Source organism: Thermococcus indicus (assembly GCF_006274605.1).
In the GTDB taxonomy this organism is placed as follows: Archaea; Methanobacteriota_B; Thermococci; order Thermococcales; family Thermococcaceae; genus Thermococcus; species Thermococcus indicus.
Genome location: NZ_CP040846.1, coordinates 868,531 through 894,421, shown reverse-complemented (window position 1 = coordinate 894,421; position 25,891 = coordinate 868,531). Strand labels below are relative to the sequence as shown.

At 56.0% G+C, this 25,891-nt stretch carries 25 protein-coding genes, 1 tRNA gene and 1 pseudogene; 13 read left to right on the top strand and 14 right to left on the bottom strand.

Annotated elements, in window-relative coordinates:
• Positions 1–85 precede the first annotated feature (85 nt).
• On the top strand, positions 86–1,966 hold the full coding sequence (locus FH039_RS04850) for a threonine--tRNA ligase (protein WP_139680416.1): 1,881 nt from the start codon (positions 86–88) through the stop codon (positions 1,964–1,966).
• Here FH039_RS04850 and FH039_RS04845 read toward each other — a convergent pair.
• The 4 genes from FH039_RS04845 to FH039_RS04830 form a co-directional block, all read right to left on the bottom strand.
• Complete coding sequence (locus FH039_RS04845) at positions 1,931–2,686, bottom strand: hypothetical protein (RefSeq protein ID WP_139680415.1); 756 nt, start codon at positions 2,684–2,686, stop codon at positions 1,931–1,933. The genes FH039_RS04850 and FH039_RS04845 overlap by 36 nt on opposite strands.
• Positions 2,686–3,366, bottom strand: coding sequence for a TBP-interacting protein (locus tag FH039_RS04840; protein ID WP_139680414.1), 681 nt, complete (start codon positions 3,364–3,366; stop codon positions 2,686–2,688). The genes FH039_RS04845 and FH039_RS04840 overlap by 1 nt, the downstream gene beginning before the upstream one ends.
• Positions 3,367–3,466: 100 nt before the next feature.
• Complete coding sequence (gene uppS, locus FH039_RS04835; protein ID WP_139680413.1) at positions 3,467–4,261, bottom strand: polyprenyl diphosphate synthase; 795 nt, start codon at positions 4,259–4,261, stop codon at positions 3,467–3,469.
• 6 nt (positions 4,262–4,267) lie between these two features.
• A complete protein-coding gene (locus tag FH039_RS04830) occupies positions 4,268–4,792 on the bottom strand; it encodes a gamma carbonic anhydrase family protein (RefSeq protein ID WP_139681651.1) in 525 nt (174 codons plus the stop codon).
• Positions 4,793–4,862: 70 nt separating this feature from the next.
• Between FH039_RS04830 and hjc the strand changes: the two genes are divergently transcribed.
• The 5 genes and pseudogenes from hjc to FH039_RS04805 all read left to right on the top strand — a co-directional run bounded on the left by hjc (position 4,863) and on the right by FH039_RS04805 (position 9,490).
• Complete coding sequence (hjc, locus tag FH039_RS04825; protein WP_139680412.1) at positions 4,863–5,264, top strand: Holliday junction resolvase Hjc; 402 nt, start codon at positions 4,863–4,865, stop codon at positions 5,262–5,264.
• A complete protein-coding gene (locus FH039_RS04820) occupies positions 5,254–6,804 on the top strand; it encodes an Ig-like domain-containing protein (protein WP_139680411.1) in 1,551 nt (516 codons plus the stop codon). Before hjc ends, FH039_RS04820 begins: the two co-directional genes overlap by 11 nt.
• A gap of 73 nt (positions 6,805–6,877) precedes the next feature.
• Positions 6,878–7,915, top strand: coding sequence for a lysyl aminopeptidase (locus tag FH039_RS04815; RefSeq protein WP_139680410.1), 1,038 nt, complete (start codon positions 6,878–6,880; stop codon positions 7,913–7,915).
• Positions 7,916–8,139: 224 nt separating this feature from the next.
• Positions 8,140–8,675 (top strand): annotated as a pseudogene (gene cyaB / locus FH039_RS04810) (class IV adenylate cyclase).
• Positions 8,672–9,490 carry a hypothetical protein gene (locus FH039_RS04805; protein ID WP_139680409.1) on the top strand — a complete coding sequence of 273 codons (819 nt, stop codon included), beginning with the start codon at positions 8,672–8,674 and terminating at the stop codon, positions 9,488–9,490. The pseudogene cyaB and the gene FH039_RS04805 overlap by 4 nt, the downstream one beginning before the upstream one ends.
• Here FH039_RS04805 and FH039_RS04800 read toward each other — a convergent pair.
• Complete coding sequence (locus FH039_RS04800; RefSeq protein WP_139680408.1) at positions 9,444–10,301, bottom strand: energy-coupling factor ABC transporter ATP-binding protein; 858 nt, start codon at positions 10,299–10,301, stop codon at positions 9,444–9,446. The two genes, FH039_RS04805 and FH039_RS04800, sit on opposite strands and share 47 nt — an antisense overlap.
• Positions 10,298–11,779, bottom strand: a complete 1,482-nt coding sequence (locus tag FH039_RS04795) for a TrkH family potassium uptake protein (RefSeq protein ID WP_139680407.1) — start codon at positions 11,777–11,779, stop codon at positions 10,298–10,300. Before FH039_RS04795 ends, FH039_RS04800 begins: the two co-directional genes overlap by 4 nt.
• 95 nt (positions 11,780–11,874) lie before the next feature.
• Here FH039_RS04795 and map point away from each other — a divergent pair, with 95 nt between their 5' ends.
• Complete coding sequence (gene map / locus FH039_RS04790; protein ID WP_139680406.1) at positions 11,875–12,762, top strand: type II methionyl aminopeptidase; 888 nt, start codon at positions 11,875–11,877, stop codon at positions 12,760–12,762.
• A gap of 157 nt (positions 12,763–12,919) precedes the next feature.
• Here map and FH039_RS04785 read toward each other — a convergent pair.
• Positions 12,920–13,005: transfer RNA gene (locus tag FH039_RS04785), tRNA-Ser, on the bottom strand.
• A gap of 130 nt (positions 13,006–13,135) precedes the next feature.
• Between FH039_RS04785 and FH039_RS04780 the strand changes: the two genes are divergently transcribed.
• Positions 13,136–14,311 carry a CBS domain-containing protein gene (locus tag FH039_RS04780; protein ID WP_139680405.1) on the top strand — a complete coding sequence of 392 codons (1,176 nt, stop codon included), beginning with the start codon at positions 13,136–13,138 and terminating at the stop codon, positions 14,309–14,311.
• 56 nt (positions 14,312–14,367) lie between these two features.
• Here the strand turns inward: FH039_RS04780 and FH039_RS04775 are convergent, their stop codons facing one another.
• The 3 genes from FH039_RS04775 to FH039_RS04765 are packed head-to-tail and all read right to left on the bottom strand — an operon-like array spanning position 14,368 to position 17,539.
• Positions 14,368–15,471 (bottom strand): DUF835 domain-containing protein, encoded by a 1,104-nt coding sequence (locus FH039_RS04775; protein WP_139680404.1) that lies wholly within the window; start codon positions 15,469–15,471, stop codon positions 14,368–14,370.
• Positions 15,468–16,727: a bifunctional sugar-1-phosphate nucleotidylyltransferase/acetyltransferase gene (gene glmU, locus FH039_RS04770; protein ID WP_139680403.1), complete on the bottom strand. Its 1,260-nt coding sequence runs from the start codon at positions 16,725–16,727 to the stop codon at positions 15,468–15,470. The genes FH039_RS04775 and glmU overlap by 4 nt, the downstream gene beginning before the upstream one ends.
• Positions 16,724–17,539 carry an undecaprenyl-diphosphate phosphatase gene (locus tag FH039_RS04765; protein WP_139681650.1) on the bottom strand — a complete coding sequence of 272 codons (816 nt, stop codon included), beginning with the start codon at positions 17,537–17,539 and terminating at the stop codon, positions 16,724–16,726. Before FH039_RS04765 ends, glmU begins: the two co-directional genes overlap by 4 nt.
• 55 nt (positions 17,540–17,594) lie before the next feature.
• Between FH039_RS04765 and FH039_RS04760 the strand changes: the two genes are divergently transcribed.
• The 3 genes from FH039_RS04760 (at position 17,595) to FH039_RS04750 (ending at position 20,937) form a co-directional block, all read left to right on the top strand.
• Positions 17,595–18,401 carry an MBL fold metallo-hydrolase gene (locus FH039_RS04760; RefSeq protein ID WP_139680402.1) on the top strand — a complete coding sequence of 269 codons (807 nt, stop codon included), beginning with the start codon at positions 17,595–17,597 and terminating at the stop codon, positions 18,399–18,401.
• A 69-nt stretch (positions 18,402–18,470) separates the two neighbouring features.
• Positions 18,471–19,550, top strand: a complete 1,080-nt coding sequence (locus FH039_RS04755; RefSeq protein WP_139680401.1) for an NOG1 family protein — start codon at positions 18,471–18,473, stop codon at positions 19,548–19,550.
• 97 nt (positions 19,551–19,647) lie between these two features.
• Positions 19,648–20,937, top strand: coding sequence for an AlbA family DNA-binding domain-containing protein (locus tag FH039_RS04750; RefSeq protein WP_240703282.1), 1,290 nt, complete (start codon positions 19,648–19,650; stop codon positions 20,935–20,937).
• 85 nt (positions 20,938–21,022) lie between these two features.
• Here the strand turns inward: FH039_RS04750 and FH039_RS04745 are convergent, their stop codons facing one another.
• Positions 21,023–21,415: a 30S ribosomal protein S8e gene (locus FH039_RS04745; RefSeq protein ID WP_014012277.1), complete on the bottom strand. Its 393-nt coding sequence runs from the start codon at positions 21,413–21,415 to the stop codon at positions 21,023–21,025.
• Between the two features lie 135 nt (positions 21,416–21,550).
• On the opposite strand from FH039_RS04745, the gene FH039_RS04740 reads away from it, so the two are divergent.
• Positions 21,551–22,441, top strand: coding sequence for a hypothetical protein (locus FH039_RS04740; RefSeq protein ID WP_139680399.1), 891 nt, complete (start codon positions 21,551–21,553; stop codon positions 22,439–22,441).
• Here FH039_RS04740 and pyrG read toward each other — a convergent pair.
• Positions 22,438–24,039: a glutamine hydrolyzing CTP synthase gene (gene pyrG, locus FH039_RS04735; protein ID WP_139680398.1), complete on the bottom strand. Its 1,602-nt coding sequence runs from the start codon at positions 24,037–24,039 to the stop codon at positions 22,438–22,440. The genes FH039_RS04740 and pyrG overlap by 4 nt on opposite strands.
• A 115-nt stretch (positions 24,040–24,154) precedes the next feature.
• Here pyrG and FH039_RS04730 point away from each other — a divergent pair, with 115 nt between their 5' ends.
• A complete protein-coding gene (locus tag FH039_RS04730; RefSeq protein ID WP_139680397.1) occupies positions 24,155–25,057 on the top strand; it encodes a hypothetical protein in 903 nt (300 codons plus the stop codon).
• Here the strand turns inward: FH039_RS04730 and FH039_RS04725 are convergent, their stop codons facing one another.
• Both FH039_RS04725 and FH039_RS04720 read right to left on the bottom strand, forming a co-directional pair.
• Entirely contained in the window at positions 25,058–25,438 is a 381-nt protein-coding gene (locus FH039_RS04725; RefSeq protein ID WP_014012281.1) for a DUF555 domain-containing protein, read from the bottom strand.
• A 10-nt stretch (positions 25,439–25,448) separates the two neighbouring features.
• Positions 25,449–25,736: a DUF357 domain-containing protein gene (locus FH039_RS04720; RefSeq protein ID WP_058939223.1), complete on the bottom strand. Its 288-nt coding sequence runs from the start codon at positions 25,734–25,736 to the stop codon at positions 25,449–25,451.
• Positions 25,737–25,891: the final 155 nt, after the last annotated feature.

The window sequence follows — 25,891 nt, the reverse complement described above, 5'->3', positions numbered from 1 at the left end:
TTAAGCCTTTGCCATGCGGGAGGATTTATAAGGGCGAGGGAAAAAGTTTTAGTAATTCCAATTGAGCCTATGGTGGTGGTTAGGAATGAGAATGCTTCTGATACACAGCGACTATCTGGAGTATGAGGTCAAAGACAGGGCCCTTAAGAACCCGGAGCCGATAAGTGAAGAACAGAAGAAGGGAAGGCTCGACGAGGTTCTGGCGGTTTTCATGAGCGTTGAGAAGGCCGACGAGACCAACCCCGACGAGGTCGTTGAGAAGGCAGTTATTGAGATTAAGGACGTTGCATCACAGGTAAAGGCTGACAGGATATTCGTTTATCCCTTCGCCCACCTGAGCAGCGAACTGGCAAAGCCAGATGTCGCACTCAAGGTTCTCCAGAGGATCGAAGAGAGGCTCAGGCAGGAGGGCTTTGAGGTCAAGCGCGCGCCCTTCGGCTACTACAAGGCCTTCAGGCTGAGCTGCAAGGGCCACCCGCTGGCGGAGCTCAGCAGGACGATAGTGCCGAGCGGCGAGACCGTCAGCAAGGAGGAGCGCAACATAGCCCTTGAGAAGGAGGAGGAGCTGAAGAGCTACTGGTACGTGCTCACGCCGGAGGGTGAGCTGGTCGAGGTCGAGAAGTTCGACTTCACCGGGCACGAGAACCTCAGGAAGTTCGCCAACTACGAGATAAGCAAGAACAGGATAGCCGACAGGGAGCCGCCCCACGTCAGGCTCATGCTCGAGCACGAGCTGGTTGATTACGAACCGGGAAGCGACGGAGGCAACCTCCGCTACTATCCGAAGGGACGCCTGATAAAGGGTCTCCTTGAGCAGTACGTCACCGAGAAGGTCATAGAGTACGGCGCCATGGAGGTCGAGACCCCGATTATGTACGACTTCGAGCACCCGGCGCTCGAGAAGTACCTCAACCGCTTCCCGGCGAGGCAGTACGTCGTCAAGAGCGGCGACAAGAAGTTCTTCCTCCGCTTCGCTGCCTGCTTCGGCCAGTTCCTCATAAAGAAGGACGCCACGATAAGCTACCGCAACCTGCCGCTCAGGATGTACGAGCTCACCCGCTACTCGTTCAGGCGCGAGAAGAGCGGCGAGCTTTCAGGCCTCAGGAGGCTCAGGGCCTTCACGATGCCCGATATGCACACCGTTGCGAGGGACCTGAAACAGGCCATGGACGAGTTCAAGAAGCAGTACAAGCTCAGCATGGAAGTGCTTAGGGGTGTTGGCCTCACCCCGGACGACTACGAGGTTGCCATAAGGTTCACCGAGGACTTCTGGAAGGAGAACAGGGACTTCGTCGTTGAGCTGGCGAGGATAATCGGCAAGCCGGTCCTCATCGAGATGTGGAAGCAGAGGTTCTTCTACTTCATACTCAAGTTCGAGTTCAACTTCGTGGACAACCTCGACAAGGCTGCGGCTCTGAGCACCGTCCAGATCGATGTCGAGAACGCCGAGCGCTTCGGCATAACCTACTACAACGAGGAAGGCAAGGAGGAGCACCCGCTCATACTCCACTGCTCGCCCAGCGGTGCCATTGAGCGCGTTATGTACGCCATCCTTGAGAAGCAGGCGAAGCTTCAGGCGAAGGGTACCAAGCCGGCCTTCCCGCTCTGGCTCAGCCCGATACAGGTCCGTGTTGTCCCGGTCAGTGAGGAGGTCATGGACTACGCGCTCTACGTGGCCGGGAAGCTTGAGGGGGCCAGGATCCGCGTTGATGTCGATGACACCGGCGACAGGCTCAACAAGAAGATAAGGAAGGCCGAGAAGGAGTGGATTCCCTACGTCATCGTCGTCGGCAGGAACGAGAAGGAGCAGGGCACCGTAACCGTCAGGAGAAGGAGCGACGGAAGGCAGGTCGAGATGCAGCTCGAGGATCTCATCAAAGAGATAAAGGGTCAGGTCGAGGGCTTCCCGTACAGGCCGAGGCCCCTGCCGCTACTCCTCAGCAGAAGACCCAGGTTCAGGGGCTGATAGCCTCTCAAGTGTTATTTTTTTCTTCCCTGCACTTACCCTCAGTGAATAAACGCCCGGCTCAAAGTCAGCATAGGGGGCTTTTATGAAGTACAGGAGTTCCTTGACATGGTCCTCCCGTATCCAGGATTTTGCAAGAATCACGTAGTCACTGACGTTTGAAACCCACGCCGCGAACCTCCTCGATACCATATCGGCATTCAGTGCCAGGAACAGAGAAGACTCCGGGAAGCGAACGCTTTTGTGGGCTATGGTTTGATTCAACAGCTTCAGGGTCTGCTCCTCTCCAAGCATCATGGCAGCACCGTCAAGGGTATAAACCATCCTTACGGCCCGGTCAGATTTCAATCTTTCCCTGAGCGGGCCGCAGTATATCATGTCCACCTTGGGGTTTATGGTCTCCGGTTCAACTCTGTCAAGGTAGAAAACGTTCCTTATCTTCGGACGGAGAGGGGAGTAGCGGGAGCCGAAAACATCGATGATGGCCAGTTTATCGTCGATAAGGGCGTCCTCTGCGTCGACGCCAACGCTCTGAAACCTGCTGATGAGACTCCTAAGGGGGACGCTATAGTTTGAAATCACAGCAAAATATTCATTTTCCATGGCCTCACGGAGGAGAAGGAACAGCATCTGCCACGCGGATGAGTAGGCGTCATATATGACAGCGACGGTGGATCTGTGAAGAATGGAGGAAGGGAAAATATCGAGGGGCCCGTCCATTATCTACCCTCCGGGGGTGTTCCCGCGAGGATCTCATCCAGGAAGTCCCTGGCCTCCTCGCTGAACTCCTTCAGGGGGACCTCCTTACCGTACTTGTCGTAGACCCTGCCGTCCCTGAAGTTTATCTCAAAGACCTCGTAGCGCTCCTCGCTCTTCTCGTGGTGCTTTATGCCGTGCCCCTTCAGGTGCCTCTCGAGGCTCTCGACATCGACGTACTTTCCGCACGCTTCACACCTGTAGAACTGCCAGAAGACGTAGTCCTGGCCGGCGAGCATGTTGTTCTTGATGTGGTTGATGAGGACGCCTCCGAGGTACTCGTAGAGGTCCTCCTGGATTAAGCTGCCGTTGTCCTCAACGACCTTGAAGCCGCTCCATACGATGTGGTCGTTGATATCTGCAAGGGTCGCCTTTATGTAGCGGTAGGTGAGAATGAACGCCCCGTTGTGGACGTAGAACACGCTCTTGTCCGGAACCGCTATTATCCGTATTCCAACCCCCTCTCCCTCGGCCAGCTTCTCCGCGTGCTCCTTGTTGTCCGCGACGTCTATTGTAACCCTGACGTTGCTCTTCTTGTGGATACCCACTATCTTGTCGCCGGATATTTCCCAGTGATAATCATCCAGGTATCTCACCTGAGCGTAGACCCTCTTTATCCTTGGGCTCAGTTCACCGTACTCCATTAGTCACCACCGTGGAGAACTCGAAGCCAACGTTAATAAGCTTTAGCGGAAAATTTTAAAAAGGGTCGTTCAGGGAGGAAAAGGTTCCGATGGAGAAAAGCTACCTCCCAAAGCGCCTCTGGCGCTTTTGATACTCGCGTATTATTCTGAGGAAGTCAATCTTCCTGAACTCCGGGAAGTACACATCGACGAAGAACAGTTCACTGTAGGCGATTTGATACAGGAGGAAGTTGCTTATCCTCTCCTCTCCACCGGTTCTTATGACGATGTCGGGGTCGGACATGTTCGGATAATAGAGGTACTCCTTTATGAGCTCCTCATCGACGTCCTCCGGCTTTATCTTTCCCGCCAGAGCGTCCCTCACGATGTCCTTAACCGCATCGGCTATCTCGCTCCTTCCCCCGTAGGCGAGGGCTATGTTCAGCGTGTAGTTGGAGTACTTTCTGGTGGCCCTCTCCGCCTCCTCCGCGGCTTTCCTGACGTTCTCAGGTAGGAGTTCCCTCCTGCCCAGGACGTTAACCCGGATGCCGTACTTGTGCACCCTCTCGTCGGTGAGGAGTTCCTTGAACTTCTCTTCAAAGAGCCCCATGAGGGCGTTCACTTCATCGGGAGTTCTCTTGAAGTTCTCGGTGGAGAATGCGTAAACTGTGAGCGTCCTTATACCCAGCTCACGGCACCACTCGAGTATCTCCTCGAGCTTCTGGGAGCCGAAAAGGTGGCCGTACCATGGCGGCTTCTCGAGCTTCCTGGCCCAGCGCCTGTTTCCATCCATTATTATGGCCACGTGGTTGGGTATGCGGCCCCCCTTAACCCGCTCGAGGAGGTAGTCCTCGTACATGTCGTAGGCGGGCTTGAAAATGATGTGGGGAACGTGGGAAAGAAGACGGGAAAGCATCGGGCATCACTCGATCTTCTTCCTTGACCCGAGGTGCTTCTCCGCCAGTTCCATGTATATCTCGGCGTTCTTCTTCGTCCACTCGATCTCCTCTTCGCTGAGCTGCCTAACGACCTTTCCTGGAACGCCGACGACGAGGCTGTAGTCGGGTATCTTCTTGCCGGGCGGGACGAGGGCACCGGCGCCTATGACGACGTGCTTGCCTATCTTGGCGCCGTCAAGGACTATTGCCCCCATTCCTATGATGGTGTAGTCTCCCACCTCGGCACCGTGCACGACGGCGTTGTGGCCGATGGTGACGTACTTTCCGATTATCGTCGGCTGGCCGTGGGAGGTGTGTATGCTGACGTTGTCCTGGACGTTGGAGCAGCAGCCGATGTAAATCTGCTCTATGTCTCCCCTCAGAACAGCGCTCGGCCAGACGCTGGTCTTCTCCTCAAGGACGACGTCTCCTATGACGGAGGCACTCTCATCGACGAATGCGGTCTCATGAATTTTAGGCCTCTTTCCATCGAGTTCGTAAATCGCCATAAGCATCACCGGCTTTACTCCTCGACATAACTTATAAACCTAACCGGGCAAGATGGTTCGAGGGAGTGCAATGAGGTACAGAAGGGGAGCGAGCGCGGAGAGGGAACTCATAAAGATGCTCGAGAAGGCAGGTTTCGCGGTGGTGCGCTCCGCGGGGAGCAAGAAGGTTGACATCATAGCCGGAAATGGGAAACTCTACCTCTGCATAGAGGTCAAGAGTACCCACGACGACAGGCTCTACTTCAGCGAGGAGGACTACAGAAAGCTGACCTCCTTTGCCGAGCGGTTCGGGGGAAGGGCAGTCATAGCGGTCAAGTTCATCAACAACGGCTGGAGGTTCTTCTACCCGGCAAACCTGGAGAAAGGGGGCAAGAACTATAAGGTGAGCCTTCAAACAAAGAATTACCTCACCTTCGATGAAGTCATCGGAAGACAGAGGTCCCTCGAAGGGGTGATAGAACGTGAAACTTAGGGGAGTCCTGATTATAATCCTGCTCACCGCGATGCTTCCGTTTCTGCCTCCCACAAGCGCCCAGTCGCCCCTCGTAATCGTGCCGCTGAACAGCGATTTCTCCGGGGTTCCAGGGGACACCATAATAATCCCCTTCAGGCTGGAGAACCTCGGGAACCAGACCCTCGAAAACGTCAGCGTTTACATCACCGGGCCCGCCGAAGGATTCCTCTACCAGAGCAAGGTCATCAGAGAGCCTATAGAACCGAACCAGACTTACCAGGACACGCTCTCCGTGAAGATACTGAACGCGGACACCGGGAGGTACACCCTGAAGCTGGTAGCGAGGACGGGAAACACGTACAGCGAGGCTCCAATCGAGGTTAAAGTCAGGCTCGTGGTGGACTATTCCCTGTACGTCATCTCCGAGGAGAGGTACATATACGGTCATGATGTTCCGCTGAAACTTAAGGCCGTTACAGGGGCGAACGGCGTGCTGACCGGAAGGATCGGGTACCACCTGAGCCACAACGGGCATGTAATTAAGAACGTCAGCCTGGTGACGTACATCAGGCCAGACGACCCGTGGGAGCAGGAGATACTCCTTCCAAAGCCTGGAATCGGGGAATACACCCTGACCCTGTGGGCAAACTTTAGCGGAGTTTTCAAAGAGGTTTCCAAGACGTTCATTGTATACCAGAGGAACCTCACCTACCGGGCGTTTTACAGGGACGGTTCAATAAACGTGGAGGTTTATGGGGAGGATGGAAAGGGTGTGAGGGGAATCCCCGTCAGCATCAACGGTACGGTGCTCACGACCGATGAAAACGGCAGGGTGATTTACGCAGTATCCACCCCCGGAACTTATCGAATAACCCTGAATCTGGATGGGAGAATAGCCCACACTACTGTCAATGTGAACTCCCTGCAGATGACCCTCTTCCAGAATAAAACCAGAATCTTAGTCACAGTCACCGACACGAAAGGCAATCCACTAGCCAATGTAACCGTCGTGGCCGTTGGGCCGAAGGGGACGGATTACAGGGTAACCGACGCATCCGGAATCGCGGTGGTTAACCTAGAAATCACCGGGTATGGAACGATCATGATTCGGGCCACGAGCAGCAGGTATCTGGGCACGTCCGCCAATCTCAAAGTTGCCGAACCGGAAAAGCCTTCCGCGCCGACCACAACGTCCAGCTCGAGCCCAACGACCACCACACCCCAACCACCCACGACCACCATCCCATCAAAGCCTCCGAGGGACTACGGCCCGCTGGCGGCTATACTTCTGATTGCAGGTGTGATTCTGGCAGGAAGTTCGTACATGGCATTCTTCAGGCCAACGATTCTGGAGGAGACCCTCGACAGATACTACTTCGTCAAGGTGAAGGCGCCCAGGCTGAATGGCGTTGATAACTTCAGGTTCGAGAGGAGCGTCAACGCAGTGGAGGTCAGGGCAACGAAGGGCAGGGCTAAAATAGAAGACGGGAGGGTTGTATGGGAGATAGAGCATCTGGAGCCGGAGGAGGAGGCCTACCTGCAGGTCATCCTCGGCTGAATCCCTTTTCTTTCGTAAACCTTATTAAGCCGGCCGAACACATTCAGATGGAAATCTAAAGGAGGCGAAAGCCATGGTGGACATTGAGCTGCTCAGGAAAGTGGTGGAGGCGCCGGGAGTTTCTGGCTACGAGTTCCTTGGAATAAGGGACGTCGTTTTTGAGGCCCTGAAGGACCACGTGGACGAGATACACGTTGACAAGCTCGGCAACGTCATCGCCCACAAGAAGGGCAACGGGCCGAGGGTGATGATTGCTGCGCATATGGACAAGATAGGCGTCATGGTCAACCACATAGACAAGGAGGGCTACCTCCACGTCGTTCCCGTTGGAGGAGTCGACCCCAGAACCCTCGTCGCCCAGAGGATAAGGTTCTTCACCGAGAAGGGCGAGCGCTTTGGAGTCGTCGGCCACATACCGCCCCACCTCCAGAAGCCGGAGGACAGGAAGAAGGCCGCCGACTGGGACACCATCGTTGTGGACGTTGGTGCCGATAGCAGGGAGGAAGCCGAGGAGATGGGCTTCCGCGTTGGAACCGTCGGCGAGTTCGCTCCGGCCTTCGTTCAGCTCAACGAGAACAGGATTGCCACACCGTATCTCGATGACCGCGTCTGCCTCTACGCCATGATAGAGGCCGCCAGAAGGGTTGAGAACCACGAGGCTGATATCTACTTCGTTGCCTCCGTCCAGGAGGAGGTTGGCCTGAGGGGTGCCAGGGTTGCCAGCTACGCCATCGACCCGGAGATAGGCATAGCGATGGACGTCACCTTCGCCAAGCAGGTCGGCGACAAGGGCAAAATCGTGCCAAAGCTCGGCGGCGGCCCGGTCATGGACGTCGGCCCGAACATCAACCCCAAGGTTCGCGCCTTCGCCGATGAGGTTGCCAAGAAGTACGGCATAGAGCTCCAGGTCGAGGCCAGCCCGAGGCCGACCGGGACGGACGCCAACATAATGCAGATCAACCGGGAGGGCGTTGCAACGGCCGTCCTCAGCATACCGATACGCTACATGCACAGCCAGGTCGAGACGGCCGACCTGAGGGACATAGACAAAACCATCGAGTTCGCGAAGCACTTCCTCGAGGAGCTTCGCGAGATGGACCTCACTCCGTGAGGTACCTGCTAAATAGCGATCAGCTTAACACACCGGAACAACCTGGGAGTTATGGGTTGCTCTCCGGTGATCGGAGACTTTTTCTAATTTTCCTGTGCTTTTAATTCATTGGAATTTATACAACGTTCTCGGCGCGTTCCAAGGAAAAAGTTTATTTTATTGGGGGTTAAATTTGATATTGATAATACAACAGCGATTCAGAGAACTGCCACGGAGGCACCACGATGATAGAAGTTGAACTTAAGGGGTACGCCGACGATGGCATTTTCAACAGGGTTCGTGAAAAGTTCAAGCTCATGAGGCGGGAGTATCATGAGGACACGTATTTCTCGCACCCCTGCAGGGACTTCAGCGAAACTGATGAGGCACTGAGGATACGGGTGAAAAAATTTAACGGGCATTTTGAGGCATTTCTGACGTACAAAGGTCCCAAACTTGACGGGGAGTCAAAAACCCGCCGGGAGATAGAGGTACCGATAACCGACCCCGATGAGCATGAACGAATACTGAACTCCCTGGGTTTCCATGAGGTCCTGACCGTTGTAAAGGTGCGGGAGAAGTACTACTACGACAAGGGAGTGGTGATCACCCTGGACAACGTGGAGGGACTTGGCAAGTTCGTGGAAGTGGAGACCCTAGTGGAGAGCGAGGAGGAGATAGAACCCGCGGTGAAGAAGCTCAGGGGATACTAAATTCGATAGGGGTAACCAAGCTCGAGAGAAGGTCGTACCTGGAATTGTTGCTCGGGGGGAAAGAATGAGCGTAAGCAAACTCGACGAGTTCTTCGGGTCCCTTGGGGGCAAGGAGAATAAAAAATCAGACCTGGAGATACTTGATGAAATCGAGGACTCTTTAAAGGAGGGCAATATAGACCAGGCCATACTCCTTCTCAGGGATATAAACAAGGAGCACAATCTCTTCCTGGCCCTAAGGATGGTGCTTCGCGAAATCCTCTCAAAAGACAACCTCTCCGGAAACGCGTCGGAGGCCGAGGTCAGATCCAAGATCAAGGAACTGACCCTCCTGGTGAACACTATACTAAACCCCCTGCACCGTGCCGTTTTGATGGCGGACATCGCCATCGCATTTTACAGGATCAACGATGATTTCAGTGGGGACCTGACACTTAAAGCCGCCATAGACCTCGCGATAAACAGCACAAACATACTAAAGGAGATAATACTCGGGCTCGTGAATCATGGCCTCCTTGACAAAGCGGGCTATGCGATGAATCTCGTCAAGGACCCTGAAAAGCTCGACGTTGTTCTGGTCCAGCTGGCAGAAAAGCTGTACCGGGAAGGAGACCTGGAAAAGGCAACGCGGGTTCTAAAGCACATAACACACCCGTTTCACAAAGCCATGGCGCTTTACTCCATAGCCCTGATAGAGGCGGATAGAAACAGGGAGGACGCCAAGAAAATACTGGAGGTAGCGTTTAAGGTGGCGGAGAAGATAGACGACCCGCACGCGAGGTTTGAGGTGAACATGAAGCTCTACGACTTAAAACACAGACTCGAAGGTACCTCCGTCAGTCTGATGAGCGTCCTATCAGGCGAAGGAAAGCCTCCGGAGTGAGGACGGTTTCATCGATAACACCCCTTCTCTTCAGCTCGTGGGAGATCTCAAGGGCCGGCGGAAGCTTCACCCCGAGCTTTCTGAGGGTATCAACCTCCTCCGCCACCTCCTCGGGGGTCCCCTGCAGGACTATCTCACCGCGGTCCATGACTATAACCCTGTCTGCGTAGCGAAGAATGTAGTCGGTATGATGCTCCACGAGGACGACGGTTATACCGTGCTCCCTGTTGAGAAGCGACACAAGGCCCAGGACCTCCCTCCTCCCCACGGGGTCAAGCTGGCTCGTCGGCTCGTCGAGGACTATTATCGACGGCTCCATCGCAAGAACGGCCGCTATAGCGAGCCTCTGCTGCTGACCGCCGCTCAGGTTCGGTGGGAACTCCCCCTCAAGGCCTCTCAGGCCGGTGACCTCAAGGGCCCACCGGAGCCTTCTTAGTATCTCATTCCGCTCGAGTCCCAGGTTCTCCAGACCGAAGGCTATCTCCTCCACGGTCATGTTGAAGAGCTGGCTCTCGGGGTTCTGGAGGACGAGACCGACGACCGCGGAAAGCGTTGGGACGGGGGTTTCCTTCGTGTTGTACTCCTCCCCCGTCCTTGGGTCGGTAATAACCACATCGCCCTCGAACTCCCCCTTTATAGAGTTGGGAATTATTCCGTTGAGGGTGAGGCAGAGGGTGGACTTTCCGCTCCCGCTCGGGCCGATTATCCCGAGGAGCTCCCCCCGCTTTACCGTGAAGCTGACGTCCTTCAGGGAATGCCTCTCCGCCCGACGGTACCTGAAGCCAAGGCCCTCAACACTGATTACGTTCATCTGCCCCTCACCACCCTCGGGACGAGGAAGAACGTGCTTATAATGAACACCAGGGTGGAGAATATCTCGAGCCTCCCTATCCACATGTGGAGGATGAGGAGCACCTTCATATCGACGGGCATGTACGTTGAGGTTATCCCCACGCTCAGCCCGACGTTGCCCTGGGCGGAGGCCACCTCGAAGAAGGAATCCACGAGGCTGGTTCCCATGCGGAGCATCGTGTAAACGGTCCCGAAGAGGAGCAGGGCAATGTAGGTTATCGTGAAGCTCATGACCTCCTGAATATCCTCCTCGGTGAACAGATAGTTACCGACCTTGCGCTTTATGATGGCTCCCCTGGGGAGTATGGCCTGTTGAATCGTCCATTTGAGACTCTCGTACATCAGCGTGACGCGGATGAGCTTTATACCTCCCGCGGTGCTTCCAGCACCACCACCTATGACCATGAGGATTCCGATTATGAACTTGCCGAGCTCGGGGTACCTGCGCAGGTCAGCGATTCCGAATCCGGTACAGGTTATGGCTGAAACCGAGTGAAAAACCGCCTGGCGGAGGGAATCGCCCACGTTGTCGCCCACCTGGATGAGGCTGTAAGCGGTAATCGCCACCGCGGGGACGAGGAAAATGAACATGTACCTGACCTGGATGTCCTCAAAGAAGGGCTTCAGGTGCTTGCTGACGAACATCCTGTAATGAACCGTGAAGTTGACGGCACCCATTATCATCAGGAATATCGTGACCGCTTCGATGGACGTGCTGTTGAAGTAGCCGATGCTGAGGTCGTGGGTGCTCATACCGCCAGTCCCCAGGCCGGTCATGGAGTGGGTAACCGCATCGAAGAGCGGCATGCCGTTGATGTAGTACAGGTAAACGCCCACAACGGTCAGAACGAAATATATCTGGAAGATGACCTTGGACGTGTTGACCAGGTTGGGGAGGATTCTTTCGCTCCTGGCCTCGGCCCGGTAGAGCCTCGCGGCGGCCACCCCGGGGCGTATGAGGACGGTCAGGGCGACAAGAACTATACCGATTCCACCGAGCCACTGCATCCAGGCACGCCAGAAGAGGAGGATATGGGGATAGCCCTCCAGATTGGTCATCATGGTGAGGCCCGTACCCGTCCACGCGCTCATGCTCTCGAAGTAGGAGTCGATGAACGACATCTTGGCTATGGCCATGAAGGGTACGACGCTTATTGCGGAGGCAAAAAGCCAGGTGAACGCGGCCGAAACCATCGCCTGCCGGAGGTTGACGTCCTCAATTTTACCCATATGCCTCGCCAGCCAGGCACCGAAGAGCACACAGAACGTGCCCGGAAGGGCAAAGTAGATGACGTAGTTAATCTCATCGGGGTAGAACCACGCCAGCAGCACAGGAATGAGGTAGGCGATGCCCACGCCCTGAAGGATTGAGCCGATGAGGTTCTTCACCACGAACAGATCGTCCGAGATGTTGATGTGCTTGCCGAGTTCCAGCATAGGCCCACCGTAGGGTTAGGGTTCGCACCAAATAAAAGGTTTTCCCGTGGAAAGGTTTAAGGGGCACGTGCTCACCCCAGTTATGGTGATAAAAAGTGGACGAAAGGGAGGCACTGATAAAGGCCGGCGAGATAGCCAGACAGGTCAAGAAGGAAGTTGTCGAGCTCATAAAGCCGGGAGCAAAGCTCTATGATATCGCCGAGTTCGTTGAAAGGCGCATAGTTGAGCTTGGCGGAAAACCGGCGTTCCCGTGCAACCTTTCAATAAACGAGATTGCGGCCCACTACACACCCTACAGGGGCGACGAAACCGTCCTCAGGGAGGGCGACTACCTCAAGCTCGACCTCGGCGTTCATGTCGATGGCTACATAGCCGACACCGCCGTAACCTACCGCGTCGGGATGGAGGAGGACGAGCTGATGGCGGCCGCCAGGGAGGCCCTCGAAAACGCCATCTCCACGATCAGGGCAGGTACCAAGATAAACGAGCTGGGGAAGGCCATAGAGGACACCATACGCGGGAAGGGGTTCAACCCGATAGTCAATCTAAGCGGCCACAAGATAGAGCGCTACAAACTCCACGCCGGCATCAGCATACCCAACATTTACCGCCCCACCGATAGCTACGAGCTCAAGGAGGGGGACGTCATAGCGATAGAGCCCTTCGCGACCACCGGTGCCGGCCAGGTCATAGAGGTGCCGCCGGCGCTCATCTTCATGTACGTGCGCGATAGACCCGTGAGGATGGCCCAGGCAAGGAGGCTCCTCATGCACATCAAGAGGGAGTACAAAACGCTTCCCTTCGCCTACCGCTGGCTGCAGGACTTCATGCCGGAGGGACAGCTCAAGCTCGCCCTCGCCCAGCTCGACAGGGTCGGGGCCGTTTACAGCTACCCGATACTGCGTGAGGTCAGGGGCGGTACGGTCGCCCAGTTCGAGCACACGGTCATCGTGGAGAAGGACGGGGCCTACATCATGACCTAAGGCCTTTTCCACCCAATTTTGCGGCTGGTTACCCTCTCCCCTTCTTGCGAGGACATCGAATCAGCGTCTCATTTCCATATTCGCAGTACCGGGGGAACGTTGCAGATGGTAAGACTGGAGAAGAGGGGAATCAAGACCCCATCGGGCTCGGCAGTTGTGGCGCCGGGGCAGGGATTTGAACCCTGGTGGGCAGAGCCCACTGGATCTCGAGTCCAGCGCCTTCCCAGGCTAGGCTACCCCGGCGCGGTTGAGAGTTCATGGTGGAGTTTTATAAATCTTTCCGCGAAAAATTTATTAAGCTGGAGTTACTAAAATCCCGTTGAAAAGGTTTAAATTGACCGGCGCCCTAGTATATTACGAAGGAGGTGACAGCATGGTCGGTATTCTTGTGCAGGAAGTTATGACCGACAGGTTCCAGAAAATCGACATCGCCGCCCCGCTTTCTGAGGCGATCGGAATTTTTGAGAAGGAAGACCCCGACCTTATTCTGGTCTTCGACGGAAACCTGTACAAAGGAGTCCTGACGCAGGACCTTATTATACGCTCCCACCTCAAGTGGGACCCCACCAAGGCCAAGGTTAAGGATGTTTACAAGCCCGCCCCGGTCATCAAACCGGATGAGGATCTCAGCAAGGCTGCCAAGCTCATGATGGAGGTTGATCTCCGCTCCCTTCCGGTTGGGGAGAGCAAGGCTGAAATCATAGGTGTTATAAGCGATATAGAGCTTCTCAAGAGGGTCGCCGAGGGAGAGTTTGGAAAGAAGAAAACTGAGGAGTTCATGACCAAAGACGTCATAACCCTGAAACCGGACGACACGGTGGCCAAGGCCCTGGCAACGATGCGCGACCACGCCATATCAAGGATTCCGATAGTAAACGAGGCTGGAAAGCTCGAAGGGCTCGTAACCCTCCACGACCTCATCATAAGGTTCATCAAGCCCCGCTTCAAGTCCCAGTACGGTGAGGTGGCCGGTGAGAAGATTCCCCCGTTCAGCATGCAGCTCCGCGACGTCATGATAAGGGGCGTTATAACCGCCAGGCCGGAAGCCAGAGTCAAGGAGGCCGTAGCAACGATGATGGAGAACGCCATCGACGGCCTCGTCATCGTCGATGATAACAACAAGGTTGTGGGTGTCCTGACTGTAAAGGACCTGCTCCTGCCGATATCGAGGATGGTTGAGAAAGAGGCCCGCTTCTACCTCCAGCTGGGCGGTGATGCGGAGATACTCAGCGACTTCACGAGGGAGCGCATCATAGAGGACGTCAGGCGCTTCGTTGACGGCTACGAGGACCTTCTGGGCCAGGAGGGCATAATCTACCTCTACATAAGGCGCTTCAACGAGAAATTCCGCGGCGTGCACCTTTACCAGGCCAGGATGCGTGTGGTCACTGACAGGGGAGTTTTCATAGCCACCGGCGAAACCTGGGGCGCCATACAGGCCGTTCACGACGCGCTGAGGGCCATCGAGAGGCAGCTGCTCCAGAAGGCCGAGCTGGAGCACGACACCCGCTACTACAAGAGGTTCATCGAAAAATTGGGACTGGAGTGATTTCACTCCAGCTTTTCATCGTCTTTTCTCCCGGGAGTGCCCCATGGGAAGGGGAGTCAGTGACTGAATTCCCTCTCAAGTATCCTTCTCTGGCGCGGTTCCAGGGTATTAAGGTTGGCGACCAGTATGATGGTGCCCTCAGAGCTGACTACCCGGTCCTTAACGTTAAGCAGGAACTTAACGGTATTCTCGAATCCATTTTCAAGCATCAGATACTCAAAGGCATCGATATAAACCAGACTGTAGCCCTGACCGACGGCACGGGTTATGAGATCGGTCAGGATATCTATCTTCGTCGGACCCATGGCGTAGATTGTCGGGGACTCCTCCAGCTTACCTTCCTTCGCGCGGGTTATCCAGAACACCAGCGTGTTGGGGTGGATGCTTTCTTTGAGCATCCCCACGTCCTCACGGGTTATGAGTATGACGCCCGGTTTATCCCACACTGTCCCGAATCTGTGAACCACGTCCTCCCGTGTTGGGAAGAGATACGCCCCGGGAGGTATTTTCACGTCGGTGGAGGGTACCACTGGAGTCAGAGGGTAGAACACAAATTTCGTTGCCCCTATGGCGGCCATTAGCCTGAACACCGCACCCATAAAGAAGCCGATAGGCGCGAACCAGCTGATGAACCTAGTCACGGGGTATGTCAGGTTGAGCGCCCCGAGAAGTATCAACCCCCACGGGAACATCATCTCGACCCAGTGGTGTGACACAACGTATTTCCTCAGCACGTTACCAACGTAGATGAGAGCACCGCCGAATGCGAGGGACGGAAGGATGGCCCGCGTTGTTGGATCGTCTAGGATATCCGTGGCCAGCAGGAGGAGCCATATGTATGAGACCACCGCGAACAGGGAGATGTAAACCACATGCTTGAGTTTGCTCTCCCCGTGTTTTAAATGAACCGCCCCCCAAACCACCAGAAATGCTATGATGAAGTTCGGAATCTTGGCGGCGATTGCGTAGGCATCGGGATGCATCGTAATTCCCAGCGGCTCAAGGATGTAACTCTCAACGTCGAGGGCATCTATGAAAAACGCGGCCGTTAGCAAGACCCATCCTTTTTCCCGGGTCCGGTAGGCCTTATAAAAAACGGCCGCGAAGAGAACCCACCTCGAAATAAAGTTGAGGTAGGGAACCAATGACTCAGCGTTCATCTCATCATCACCGTTTTCTCCTGCTTCACGGTGACAATGTGCCCGGGTGGCACGTTTCTATCAACTATCACACCCGGACCAATAAAAGAGTTGCTCCCTATCTTCCTTCCAGGGTAGATGCTGACGTTTATGCCCACCTTGACGTTGTGGCCGATTATCGCGCCGAGCTTGTGCCTGCCGCTGTCCTCGAGCTTGCCCTTAACCTCAACCTTCACGTTGCCCCTGTCGTGCCTGAGGTTCGCGGTTATCGTCCCGGCACCCAGGTTGGTGTTCTCCCCGATTATCGAGTCACCGACGTAGTTGAGGTGGGGTGCGTTGCTGCTGTCCATTATTATGGAGTTCTTGACCTCCACCGCGTTGCCCACGTGACAGCCGTCCCCTATGCTGGTGGCGGGCCGTATGAAGCAGTTGGGTCCAATTCTGGAGTTCCTTCCTATCTTAACCGGACCCACGATGTACGCCCCGCTCCGGACGACTGTGCCCTCCCCAATTTCAACCGGCGGGACTATCGTGGCCCCTTCCTCCACTATACCCCGTATTTCGTGCCGCAGTTTATTCCTCAGGAGGTATTCGTTGAGCTCAAGGAGGTTCCAGGGCCTGCCTATGTCGTTCCAGTAGCCGGAGTAAACCGCATATGCCACCCTTCTGCCCGCCCCTATCATGAGGTTGAGGGTGTCCGTTATCTCGTACTCACCGCGCTTGCTCACGGGGGTTTTCCCGATGAACTCAAAGACCTCGGGCCTGAATATGTAAACGCCGAGGTTGGCGTAGCCCGAAACCTTCCCGGGTTTCTCCTTCACACCGGAAACGAGGCTCCCCTCGACCTCAATCTTGCCAAAGTGACTGAGGTCATCGAACTCTTTAACCAGAATGGCCGCGTCGGCCTTTTCCCTCCTGAAGGCCCCTATGAGATCCTTTACACCCTCGATCTCGAAGTAAATGTCGCCGTTGGCCACTATGAACTCCTCTTCCCCGACGTGCTCCCGGGCGGACTCTATTGCCTTGGCAGTCCCCTCGCCGGGCAGCTGCTCGACGTAGGTTATTGGCTTGCCGTTGAACTCATCTCCCAGGGCCTTGATCAGCTTCTCCTTCTCGTAGCGAACAACGATGATGAACTCATCCACGAAAGGGTCGAGGTTCTCAAGGACGTAACCGATTATAGGTCTGTTGGCCACCTTGAGTATGACCTTGGGCCTGTCATCCGTCAGCGGCCTGAGCCTTTCACCCTTTCCCGCGGCGAGAACAACAGCCTTCACATGACCACCCCCATCAGGTAGACCACGATTGCGATTAAACCGAAGGACACGAGGAACATCCGCCTCCCCACCGCGCCGGCAAGTTTGAGGAGGAGCTTCATCGTCACAAAGCTCACCACGAACGCCGCCAGGAACGCGGTGAAGAGCAGCGCAACGGGAAGCTCCGGATCCCATCCTCCCATGAAAGCGAGCTTCAGGACCAGATATGCAGGGGCTACCAGGAAGCTCAGCTCAAGGGCCCGCTTTACGTCCATCCCTGTGCACACAAGACCGAGGAGAACAAAGCCGCTCCTCGAGAGCCCCCCTATTAGGGCGACGCCCTGGGCCAGTCCCGATACCACCGCATCCACCAGGGTGGCCTCATCCTTTTTCTCCCGGATGCTGCTTTCGATCCCTTCGAGGGGTGCCCGAACGCGCGTACCGGCCAGGAGACCCACCAGGATCATCCCGAGGCCTGCGATCGCGTTTATCAGGTCGGAGGCACCGGGCCCCACTGCGTCGGAAACCGTCCTCAGGACGGGGTACCCCACCACCAGGGTGAAGGCGGAGGCGTAGATTAAGTACATCGTGTCCGAATCAAGACGTCTCTTAATTGCATTTTGGGAGCCGAGCGCTATCAGCTCCCTGAAATAGAAGAGGACAGCGAACGTCACACCCAGATATGAGGGGACGAGATAATCCCCGTACGAGGGTGCAATAACCCCCAGAAGGGCCGTGAAGGAGTGACCCTCCGGACCGACCGGGAGCCAGGAGCCAAGCGCGATTATCATCCCGGAAATCAGCGGTGCAACGTAGTCCACGGGCGATATCATGGCAACCACAGAAGAATTTAAACGGCCTAAAACATAAACTTTTCGAGGGATTCGGATGAGGCTGACCGTGATCTACGAGAACCATGCCGGGTTCGTGAAGGGCCTCCTGGGCGGGCACGGATTCTCCGCCCTCCTGGAGCACAGGGGCAGGAGGGTGCTCATCGACACAGGAACCGACGGGGAGGTGCTCCTCGGCAACATGGCCGAGCTTGGAATCGATCCCGGGGAAATAGACTTCGTCTTTATAACCCACGGGCACTACGACCATACCGGCGGACTGAAGGCGTTTTTAAATGCGCGGGAGGAGCCGGTGAGGGTTATCGCCCACCCGGGAATCTTCCGGCTCAGGGTGGCAGTGAAACCCCACAGGAGGGATATAGGGATCCCCTTTGACAGGGGGGAGCTTGAGGGGCTCGGGGCCGAGTTCATCCTGAAAGAAGAGCCCTTCGAGTTTGCGCCGGGACTCTGGAGTTCCGGGGAAATACCGCGGCGCACGTGGGACAGGGCCGTCGGCTACGTTGAGGAGAACGGCCGCCTCATCAGAGACCCGGTCCCCGATGATATCACTCTGATCATCGACCTGGGAGACGGGGTCGCCGTCGTCACCGGCTGCGGTCACTCCGGGGTTCTGAACATAGCGTGGCACGCGGAGGACGTTCTTGGGAAGCCGGTCAGGGCGTTGATAGGGGGACTCCACCTGAGGGGCGCCAAAAAAGAGCTTCTCAATGAAGTCGTCGAGGAAATCGACGCCGAAAGGCTCTACGCCGGCCACTGCACGGGGCTGGACGAGTATGCATTCCTGAAGGCGGGGCTGGGCGAGAGGATTGAACCCCTCCACGTCGGCAGGGTCATCGAACTTTAGCGAACCTTTAAATACCCGGCCGAAAAGCTAAGCACCGCGAGAGAAAAGAGAAGAGGAGAGGTGAGAGAGATGAAGAACCCCTTTGAAAAGATGCCGACGGTGCTTACCGCTGACGAGATTATTGACAAGGCCTTCAGGAGGGCGGAGAAGGCGGCCTCGGCCCTCACCCCCAAGGGCGGCCCCAGGGCCAAGGCCAGGCAGAGGGAGGAGCTGAGAATCAGAACGATCTCCAACGTCATCCGCGACAACCTGAGGAAACTGCTGGACAGGACACCGGGGGTTTCAGAACTTCCCCCGTTCTACAGGGAGCTGGTCGATACGCTCGTTGACCGCGACCAGTTCCACCGCTCCCTGGCCCACGTGAACTGGGCCATAAAAACCATTAGAAACCTCGAACAGCGCTACGTCGAGAAGATACGATACTCGCGCGACCCGGACGAGATGTCAAGGCTCCGAAGGCAGTTCTACGGCCGCGTCGCCGACGTCATCAGGGATATAGCAGATGACCTCGAGTACCTCAACCAGGCCAGAAACGTCCTCAAAGACCTCCCGGTCGTTGATCTCAACCTTCCGACGGTCGTGATAGCCGGCCATCCCAACGTCGGCAAGAGCACGCTCCTCAGGGTTCTGACGAACGCCAGACCCGAGGTCGCCAGCTACCCCTTCACAACGAAGGGCATAAACGTTGGCCAGTTCGAGGAGCACTACCTGAAATACCAGGTCATAGACACTCCCGGGCTGCTTGATAGACCCCTGAGCGAGAGGAACGAGGTCGAGAGGCAGGCCATCCTCGCTTTAAAGCACCTCGGAAAGGTCATCGTCTACATCTTCGACCCCAGCGAGTACTGCGGTTATCCAATTGAAGAGCAGACCCATCTGTTCGAGGAAATCTACGCCGAGTTCGGGGAGTTCCCCTTCATCGTCGTCCTCAACAAGGTGGACATAGCCGATGAGGAGAAAATCAAGGCCGTCGAGGAGTTCGTCAGGGCCAAAGGCCTCGAACCCCTCAGAATCTCGGCGCTCAACGGTGAGGGACTCGACGAGCTGAAGGAGCGCGTTATAGAGCTCGTTAAACCGATGGTCGAGGAGCAGGCTAGGAGGATAATGGAGAGGGAGCTGAGGAAGTACAGGGACGAGCTGGAGCTCTGACCGCGCTTCTTTTATACCGTTAACTACCGTAAAGCCAGAAAAGTTAACGGCAGCGTAAAGTTTTCAGGGTTGACGGTACTTAACGGTAATCAGGGACGTGAACGAACTTCTGGCACTCATTCGCCAGGGAGAGAATGAGAGGATAGAGTTCAAACGCAGGGCAACGCCTGAAATCGCCAGAGAGATATGCGCCATGGCAAACGCCGACGGAGGCTACATTCTGATAGGTGTGAGCGACGAGGGCAATGTTTTGGGATGTGACATCAAAAAGGCCAGGGAAACGATATCCTCCTCACTCCAGAACGTCACCCCTCCTCTGCAGGTAAAAACCCACGTGCTTGAGCTTGGTGGCAGAAACGTTCTTGTCATAGAGGTTCCAAAGTCCCGGAACCTCTGCTCCATAGGTGGAGTTGCCTACATCAGGATAGGCCCCGGGATAAGGCCCCTTTCAATCCAGGAGATTCTCATGCTTTCAGCCGAGCTGGGGGCGGTTACCTGGGATGAGTTCCCGGCGGCAGAGCTGTCGGAGATGAAGGAAGAATACGTTGAGTGGTTTTTCTCGGCGGTGGAGAGAGCGCGAGGCAGACGTATCCCGAAGGAAGACTGGAACCGTTACCGTAGGAGTGCAAAGGCGATTAAAGGGAACAAGCTGACGAATGCAGGGGTACTGTTTTTCACCGATGTCGAGGAGTTCATACCGCACGCGGGTGGCAGGATCGTCAGAATGGACGGAGAGAGACCCCTGTGGAGCAAGGAATTCAGGGGGCCGGTATGGAAGGTTATAGATGAGATGTACGCGGAGCTCCTTTCCCAGTTCAGCACGATAGAAGTGGTGATGGGAACGAAGAGAACCAAACTGCCCGAGTATCCCATAAGGGCCGTTAGGGAGGCGATAATAAACGCCTTCGCCCACAGGAACTACGCAATCCCCGCGGACGTCAGGATTTTCATTCATCCCGATAGGCTTGTAATAAGAAACCCCGGGGGCCTGATGCCTGGAGTGGATCTCGAAGACCCCGAACACGTGCCGAGGAACCCGAACCTCTGCGGACTTATGTACGATGCGGGCTACATCGAAAAGTACGGCTACGGTCTGAGACTGATCCGTGAGGAGTGCAAGAAGCACGGCCTCGTGGAAGTAGAGTTTAAGAACAGTGCGAACCGCTTTGAAGTGGTCTTCAAGAAGAAAACCGGCGAGCTTTTGGATGATACTGACAGGAAAATCCTTGAGTTCCTGACAGTCCCGAGGAGGAGCGGAGAGATAGCGGAGTACGTTGGCCTCTCAAAGCCCGCCGTGTTAAAGAGGCTTGAAAAGCTCGAAGCCCTGGGCCTTGCAAGAGCCATAGGCAGAGGTGCGCAGAGGAGGTACGAGATGGTTCATCGTTAACCATCGTAAAGCCAGAAAAGTTAACGGTAGCGTAAAGTTTTCAGGTTGACGGTACTTAACGATAACACTAAAAGGAGAAAAGAATTCAGGCGCTCTCCTCCTTGATGAGAACCGCGTTGACGACGCCGTCCTGGCCGGGCCTGCTGGTGACTATGGCCCTGCCGGCCTCGGTCTCGACGATAGCGCCCTTGGTGATTATGTTTCTCCTGACGTACTGCCTGTTGGCCGGGTTCTCGACGACGTTGAGTATCTTGACCTTCTTGCCCTTTCCGCCGTCGAAGACGTTGGCGTAGAGGGCCTCGATGAGCCTGACCTTCCTGTTTCCGCCGTAGGTCCTGATTATCTTCTTCTTTTCCCTGTCCTCGCCGACCTTGGTGAAAGCAGGCTCCCTTCCGAGCTCCCTCTTCCTCTTCTTCCTAGCGAGGATAATCCTTCCGCCCGAAGGCTTCTTGAGTGATCTTCCCTGCCAGATAGCCATTCTTCTCACCTCATGAGATTGATATTCTCGTTTACAACCTATCGCCACTTTCGGAGGTTCGTTTATAAGCTTTTCTGGCTCGCCGGCTCAAAAAATTTAAAAGGCCCCTCCCCCATTACTCCAGCGGGTGGTGGAATGGGCGCGATAGATGCGTTTGTAAGGACCTTCTCGCTCATGATGGAAGCAAAGAGACTCTACATCCCGGCGTTGATCTTCGCACTCCTACTGGCACCGGTAGCGGCGTACCTGCTCCCAGGCGAACCGTCCTTTGAAATCACGCCGAACCAGACCACGAGCGGAGACGTCATCATGGAACAGTACGGGGGAGACGTGGGGGAGGAGTTCCTGGACTACCTCGCCCAGCTCGGCAAGGCCTTCGCGGTGCTCACAGCCATCAGCGTCGTCCTCGGTTCGATAGTCCAGTACGCCATCACGAAGGGGGTTCTCCTCCACGAGTCGGGGGAGGAATACGGCATCGGTGAACTCTTAGTCGATGGCCTCAAGCATCTGCCGGGCGTCGTTGTCATAGAGCTGATCTTCATGGCCGTGTCCCTCTCGCTCGCCGCGGTCGCTCTCCTGCCGGCGGTTCTGGGGGCGCTGTTCCTCCCCTGGGGCGCGGTGCTGATACTGATCGGGGTCTTGCTTCTCCTGGCCGTGCTGGCCATCACAACCAGCCTTACGGCCATAGCAATACCCCTCTATGCAGATAAGGGAAGGATAGGTGCGGCCTTTGAGGCATTTGGGATGGTCTTTGGAAACGTCCTCTCCAGCCTCGCGTTCGGCGTGCTCCTCTGGGTGGGCGTGATAGCGATAACGATGGTCACGGGGCCCCTGGGCTTTGCCGCTGAGGTTCTCCTTCCGGCGGGGATTGCCGGCTACGTCTCGCAGTTCCTCCAGGCCCCCTTCAACGCCCTCCTCATGGAGTTCCTGTGCGTCGGAGGGGTTGCGTTCTACAGGGAGATTCAGAAGATGGAAGAACTGAAAAAAGTCGATGAAGAGCTCATGGAGCTTGGAATTGAGATTTAACCCCAGTATTTCCTCTCTTTTGCGGCCTTGACGAGCCCGCGGAACACTGGCGCGGGGTTCATCGGCCGCGACTTGAACTCGGGGTGGAACTGCGTGGCTATGAAGTACCTCCTGTCCGGGAGCTCGAGTATCTCCATCCTCCTGCCGTCGTCCCCGGCCACCCCGCTGAAGACCAGGCCCGCCTTCTCGAACTTCTCTATGTAGTCCGGATTGACCTCCCAGCGGTGCCTGTGACGCTCGTAAACTATCTCCTTCCCGTAAAGGGCCCTGGCCATGGTGTTGGGTTTTATGTGGACGGGGTAAGCTCCGAGCCTCATCGTACCTCCAAGCCTGTCCAGGTCCCTCTGCTCCGGCATGAGGTCAACAACGGGATGGGGTGTCTGCGGGTCTATCTCGGTGGAGTGGGCGCCTTTCAGGCCGAGGACGTTCCTGGCGAACTCAACGACGGTGAGCTGGAAGCCGAAGCAAATCCCGAGGAACGGAATGTCGTTCTCCCTCGCGTAGCGCGCCGCCATCATTTTGCCCTCGGTTCCACGGGCACCGAAGCCACCAGGAACGATTATCCCATCGACCCCCTCCAAAAGCTTGACACCGTGCTTTTCAAGCTCCTCCGCTTCTATCCAGCGTATCCTGACCTTGACGCCGTTGGCAACGCTGGAGTGCTTCAGGGCCTCCTTGATGCTCAGGTAGGAGTCCGAGAGCTTGACGTACTTGCCAACGACGGCTATCTCAACCGTGTCGGTGAGGGATTTGTACCTCTCAACCATGGCCCTCCAGGCATCGAGTTCCGGCTCCCTCTCGGGCAGACCGAGCCGCTTGGTGATGTACCGGGCCAGCCCCTCCTTTTCGAGCATCAACGGTACCTCGTAGGTGTCCTCAACGTCGTAGGCACTTATCACGGCCTCGTCGGGGACGTTGGTGAAGAGGCTTATCTTCATTCTCGCGCTTTCTTCGAGCGGGTCCTCCGAGCGGGCCACTATCGCATCGGGCTGGATTCCAAGGCTCCTAAGCTCCTTGACGCTGTGCTGGGTCGGCTTTGTCTTCTGCTCTCCAACAACCCTGAGCTTCGGCACGTAGGTGACGTGGACGAAGGCAACGTTCTCCCTGCCCTCCTCGATCTGCATCTGCCTCGCCGCCTCGAGGAAGGGCATGCTCTCGATGTCGCCGACGGTTCCGCCTATCTCCACCACGACAACGTCGTAGTCCCTGGCGAGCCGCCTGATGCGGTCCTTTATCTCGTTGGTGATATGGGGTATGACCTGGACCGTCGCACCGAGATATTCTCCTTTCCTCTCCTTCTCGATGACGGCGGAGTAAACTTTGCCCGTCGTTATGTTGTGGTCAAAGCTCAGGCTGGTGTCGAGGAAGCGCTCGTAGTTGCCGAGGTCGAGGTCAACCTCGCCGCCGTCGTCGAGGACGAAGACCTCGCCGTGCTGGTAGGGGTTCATCGTTCCGGCGTCGTAGTTAAGGTAAGGGTCGATTTTGATGTTAGTCGTCCTGAATCCCCTCGCCTTCATCAGCATTCCCAGTGAGGCGCTGGTTATACCCTTCCCAAGACCGCTAACAACACCACCCGTGACGAATATGAACTTTGCCATGGCAAAACCTCCAGGGGTTATGTCGTTGGTTGATTGGTGGGTGCTTAAAAGCTTTGTCGAGGCTGGAATGAAAAGGCTTAAATAGACCCATCTTCACACCACCACATGATGTAATATGGAGACTCCCAGTATAGAAGTCGACAAGACGCTCAGAAGTAAGAAGTTCGTGGGTCTGCTCATCGTGGCCCTGCTCGTAACCTACGCCCTCCCGTTCCCTCTGATGAGCGGGTTCATGGAGAGCTACGGGAGGGTAAAGGAGATACTGAGGCTGATGGAAAAGGAGAACGACGCCATAACCTGTCACTCGGTTTTCAACTCCAACCCCGACTTCTTCGGGAGCCATGGAATGAAATGCGACGATACCTACTATCGCCCCAGCGAGCCGACCGTTAGCTGCTGCGGAATGAGCGTCTACAGGGACACGTACTGGGAGTACCTCCGTGCATCGAGCGAGATGAGGGAAAAACTCCCCCTGATGGTCATCTTTGCAGTGTGGGCGTTCCTGACAAATCTGTCCTTTGGCTACGCTCTCGTGGACGCAGCTGTGGAGCTGGCTAGAGAGGAGAAGAGGGCCCTAGAATCCATAAAGGCTGGATTGAAAGCTTTGCCTGCCCTGGTTGCCGCGGAACTCCTGACGTTCGTGGTCGTTCTAATTGCACTGGTTCTACTGGCGATTCCCATAGCGATCTTCGGCCCATTCGGCTCCTTCGTAGCCGGGATACTGGCCACACCTACCTTCGCGCTCGTCGTCCCGGCGTACTACTTCACGGGGAACGTGGGGGTCGTGGGGGAGATATGGCGCGTCGCCAGGGCCAACCCCGGCGGTTACTTCACCCTGGGGCTGGGCCTCTCGATTGTGGACGTCTTTCTGGTTCTCCAGTACGAATACTACATGGGGGCGCTGACGCTGCTCATCCTGCTCCCCCTCGGGGCGGTGAGGTACGTGATAAACAGCCTGGGCGCACTGTGGGTGTACGTGGAGACGATTCCAGAAGAGGAAATTGAGGGAGAAACCTGATCACTCCCCAAGCTCCACGCCGTCCCCCTCGTCCTCCTCGGTCAGCTCCCTTATCTCATAGACCTTGAGGGGAACCTTCTTGAGGGCCTTGCCGATGACGGCCTTGGCTATCCTCTCGGCGTGCTCGATGGTCTGGGCGTTGTACACCTTAATCGTGAGGTACATCCCCACGAGACCCACCGAGCCAATGACGAAGGCACTCTCAAAGTGGGCCCCGCAGACGGGGCACTGGGAGTAGCCTATTTCAACCCTCACGAAATCAAGCTTCTCCTTATTGAGCGCCTTGGCGACCTTGGAAACCGCAACGTTTATCGCGTCCTCGCTGGTCTCGACGTCCCTCACGATTATGGGTGCCTCCAAAACGACGACGTAGTCTCCCATGGCTCTCACCTCAGCCGAAGGCAAAAAGTCTGTCATCCTCTCCCCTGAAAACGCCAAGCCTCACGCCGGCGTCGATAAAACCATGCGCGTAGTTGAGTGCCGCGAAAGCCGTCACGTAGTCGCCCCTCTCGTAGTAGTACCTGGCGTCGTTGAAATAGCTCCTCGCCATCGTCAGAAAATCCTCCGCGACGCCCCTAAGAAGGCTCTTCTCGTGGACGGCTATTTCAAGGGTTTTTAAAGCCTCTTCGGTGATTCTAAAGTACTTCTGGAGCTTTTCCTCGGTTATCTCCCGCCCCACCGGTCTCGCCTCACGTTGGGTTGGGACGTTGTCTTATAAACCTTATCATCTCAGTTCACACCAGAGCAGAGCCCGACGTCGCGCAGGCGAGCAAACTTTGCAAAGCAAAGTTTGACCAAAGAATTCTTTCTCATCCAAAGGGACAAAAATCAGTC

Bases quoted from the DNA above. Each gene is read 5' to 3' on its own strand.
- FH039_RS04850 (WP_139680416.1), top strand. From the start codon at position 86: ATGAGAATGCTTCTGATACACAGCGACTATCTGGAGTATGAGGTCAAA.
- FH039_RS04845 (WP_139680415.1), bottom strand. From the start codon at position 2,686: ATGGACGGGCCCCTCGATATTTTCCCTTCCTCCATTCTTCACAGATCC.
- FH039_RS04840 (WP_139680414.1), bottom strand. From the start codon at position 3,366: ATGGAGTACGGTGAACTGAGCCCAAGGATAAAGAGGGTCTACGCTCAG.
- uppS (WP_139680413.1), bottom strand. From the start codon at position 4,261: ATGCTTTCCCGTCTTCTTTCCCACGTTCCCCACATCATTTTCAAGCCC.
- FH039_RS04830 (WP_139681651.1), bottom strand. From the start codon at position 4,792: ATGGCGATTTACGAACTCGATGGAAAGAGGCCTAAAATTCATGAGACC.
- hjc (WP_139680412.1), top strand. From the start codon at position 4,863: ATGAGGTACAGAAGGGGAGCGAGCGCGGAGAGGGAACTCATAAAGATG.
- FH039_RS04815 (WP_139680410.1), top strand. From the start codon at position 6,878: ATGGTGGACATTGAGCTGCTCAGGAAAGTGGTGGAGGCGCCGGGAGTT.
- FH039_RS04805 (WP_139680409.1), top strand. From the start codon at position 8,672: ATGAGCGTAAGCAAACTCGACGAGTTCTTCGGGTCCCTTGGGGGCAAG.
- FH039_RS04800 (WP_139680408.1), bottom strand. From the start codon at position 10,301: ATGAACGTAATCAGTGTTGAGGGCCTTGGCTTCAGGTACCGTCGGGCG.
- FH039_RS04795 (WP_139680407.1), bottom strand. From the start codon at position 11,779: ATGCTGGAACTCGGCAAGCACATCAACATCTCGGACGATCTGTTCGTG.
- FH039_RS04780 (WP_139680405.1), top strand. From the start codon at position 13,136: ATGGTCGGTATTCTTGTGCAGGAAGTTATGACCGACAGGTTCCAGAAA.
- FH039_RS04775 (WP_139680404.1), bottom strand. From the start codon at position 15,471: ATGAACGCTGAGTCATTGGTTCCCTACCTCAACTTTATTTCGAGGTGG.
- FH039_RS04765 (WP_139681650.1), bottom strand. From the start codon at position 17,539: ATGATATCGCCCGTGGACTACGTTGCACCGCTGATTTCCGGGATGATA.
- FH039_RS04760 (WP_139680402.1), top strand. From the start codon at position 17,595: ATGAGGCTGACCGTGATCTACGAGAACCATGCCGGGTTCGTGAAGGGC.
- FH039_RS04755 (WP_139680401.1), top strand. From the start codon at position 18,471: ATGAAGAACCCCTTTGAAAAGATGCCGACGGTGCTTACCGCTGACGAG.
- FH039_RS04745 (WP_014012277.1), bottom strand. From the start codon at position 21,415: ATGGCTATCTGGCAGGGAAGATCACTCAAGAAGCCTTCGGGCGGAAGG.
- FH039_RS04740 (WP_139680399.1), top strand. From the start codon at position 21,551: ATGGGCGCGATAGATGCGTTTGTAAGGACCTTCTCGCTCATGATGGAA.
- pyrG (WP_139680398.1), bottom strand. From the start codon at position 24,039: ATGGCAAAGTTCATATTCGTCACGGGTGGTGTTGTTAGCGGTCTTGGG.
- FH039_RS04730 (WP_139680397.1), top strand. From the start codon at position 24,155: ATGGAGACTCCCAGTATAGAAGTCGACAAGACGCTCAGAAGTAAGAAG.
- FH039_RS04725 (WP_014012281.1), bottom strand. From the start codon at position 25,438: ATGGGAGACTACGTCGTCGTTTTGGAGGCACCCATAATCGTGAGGGAC.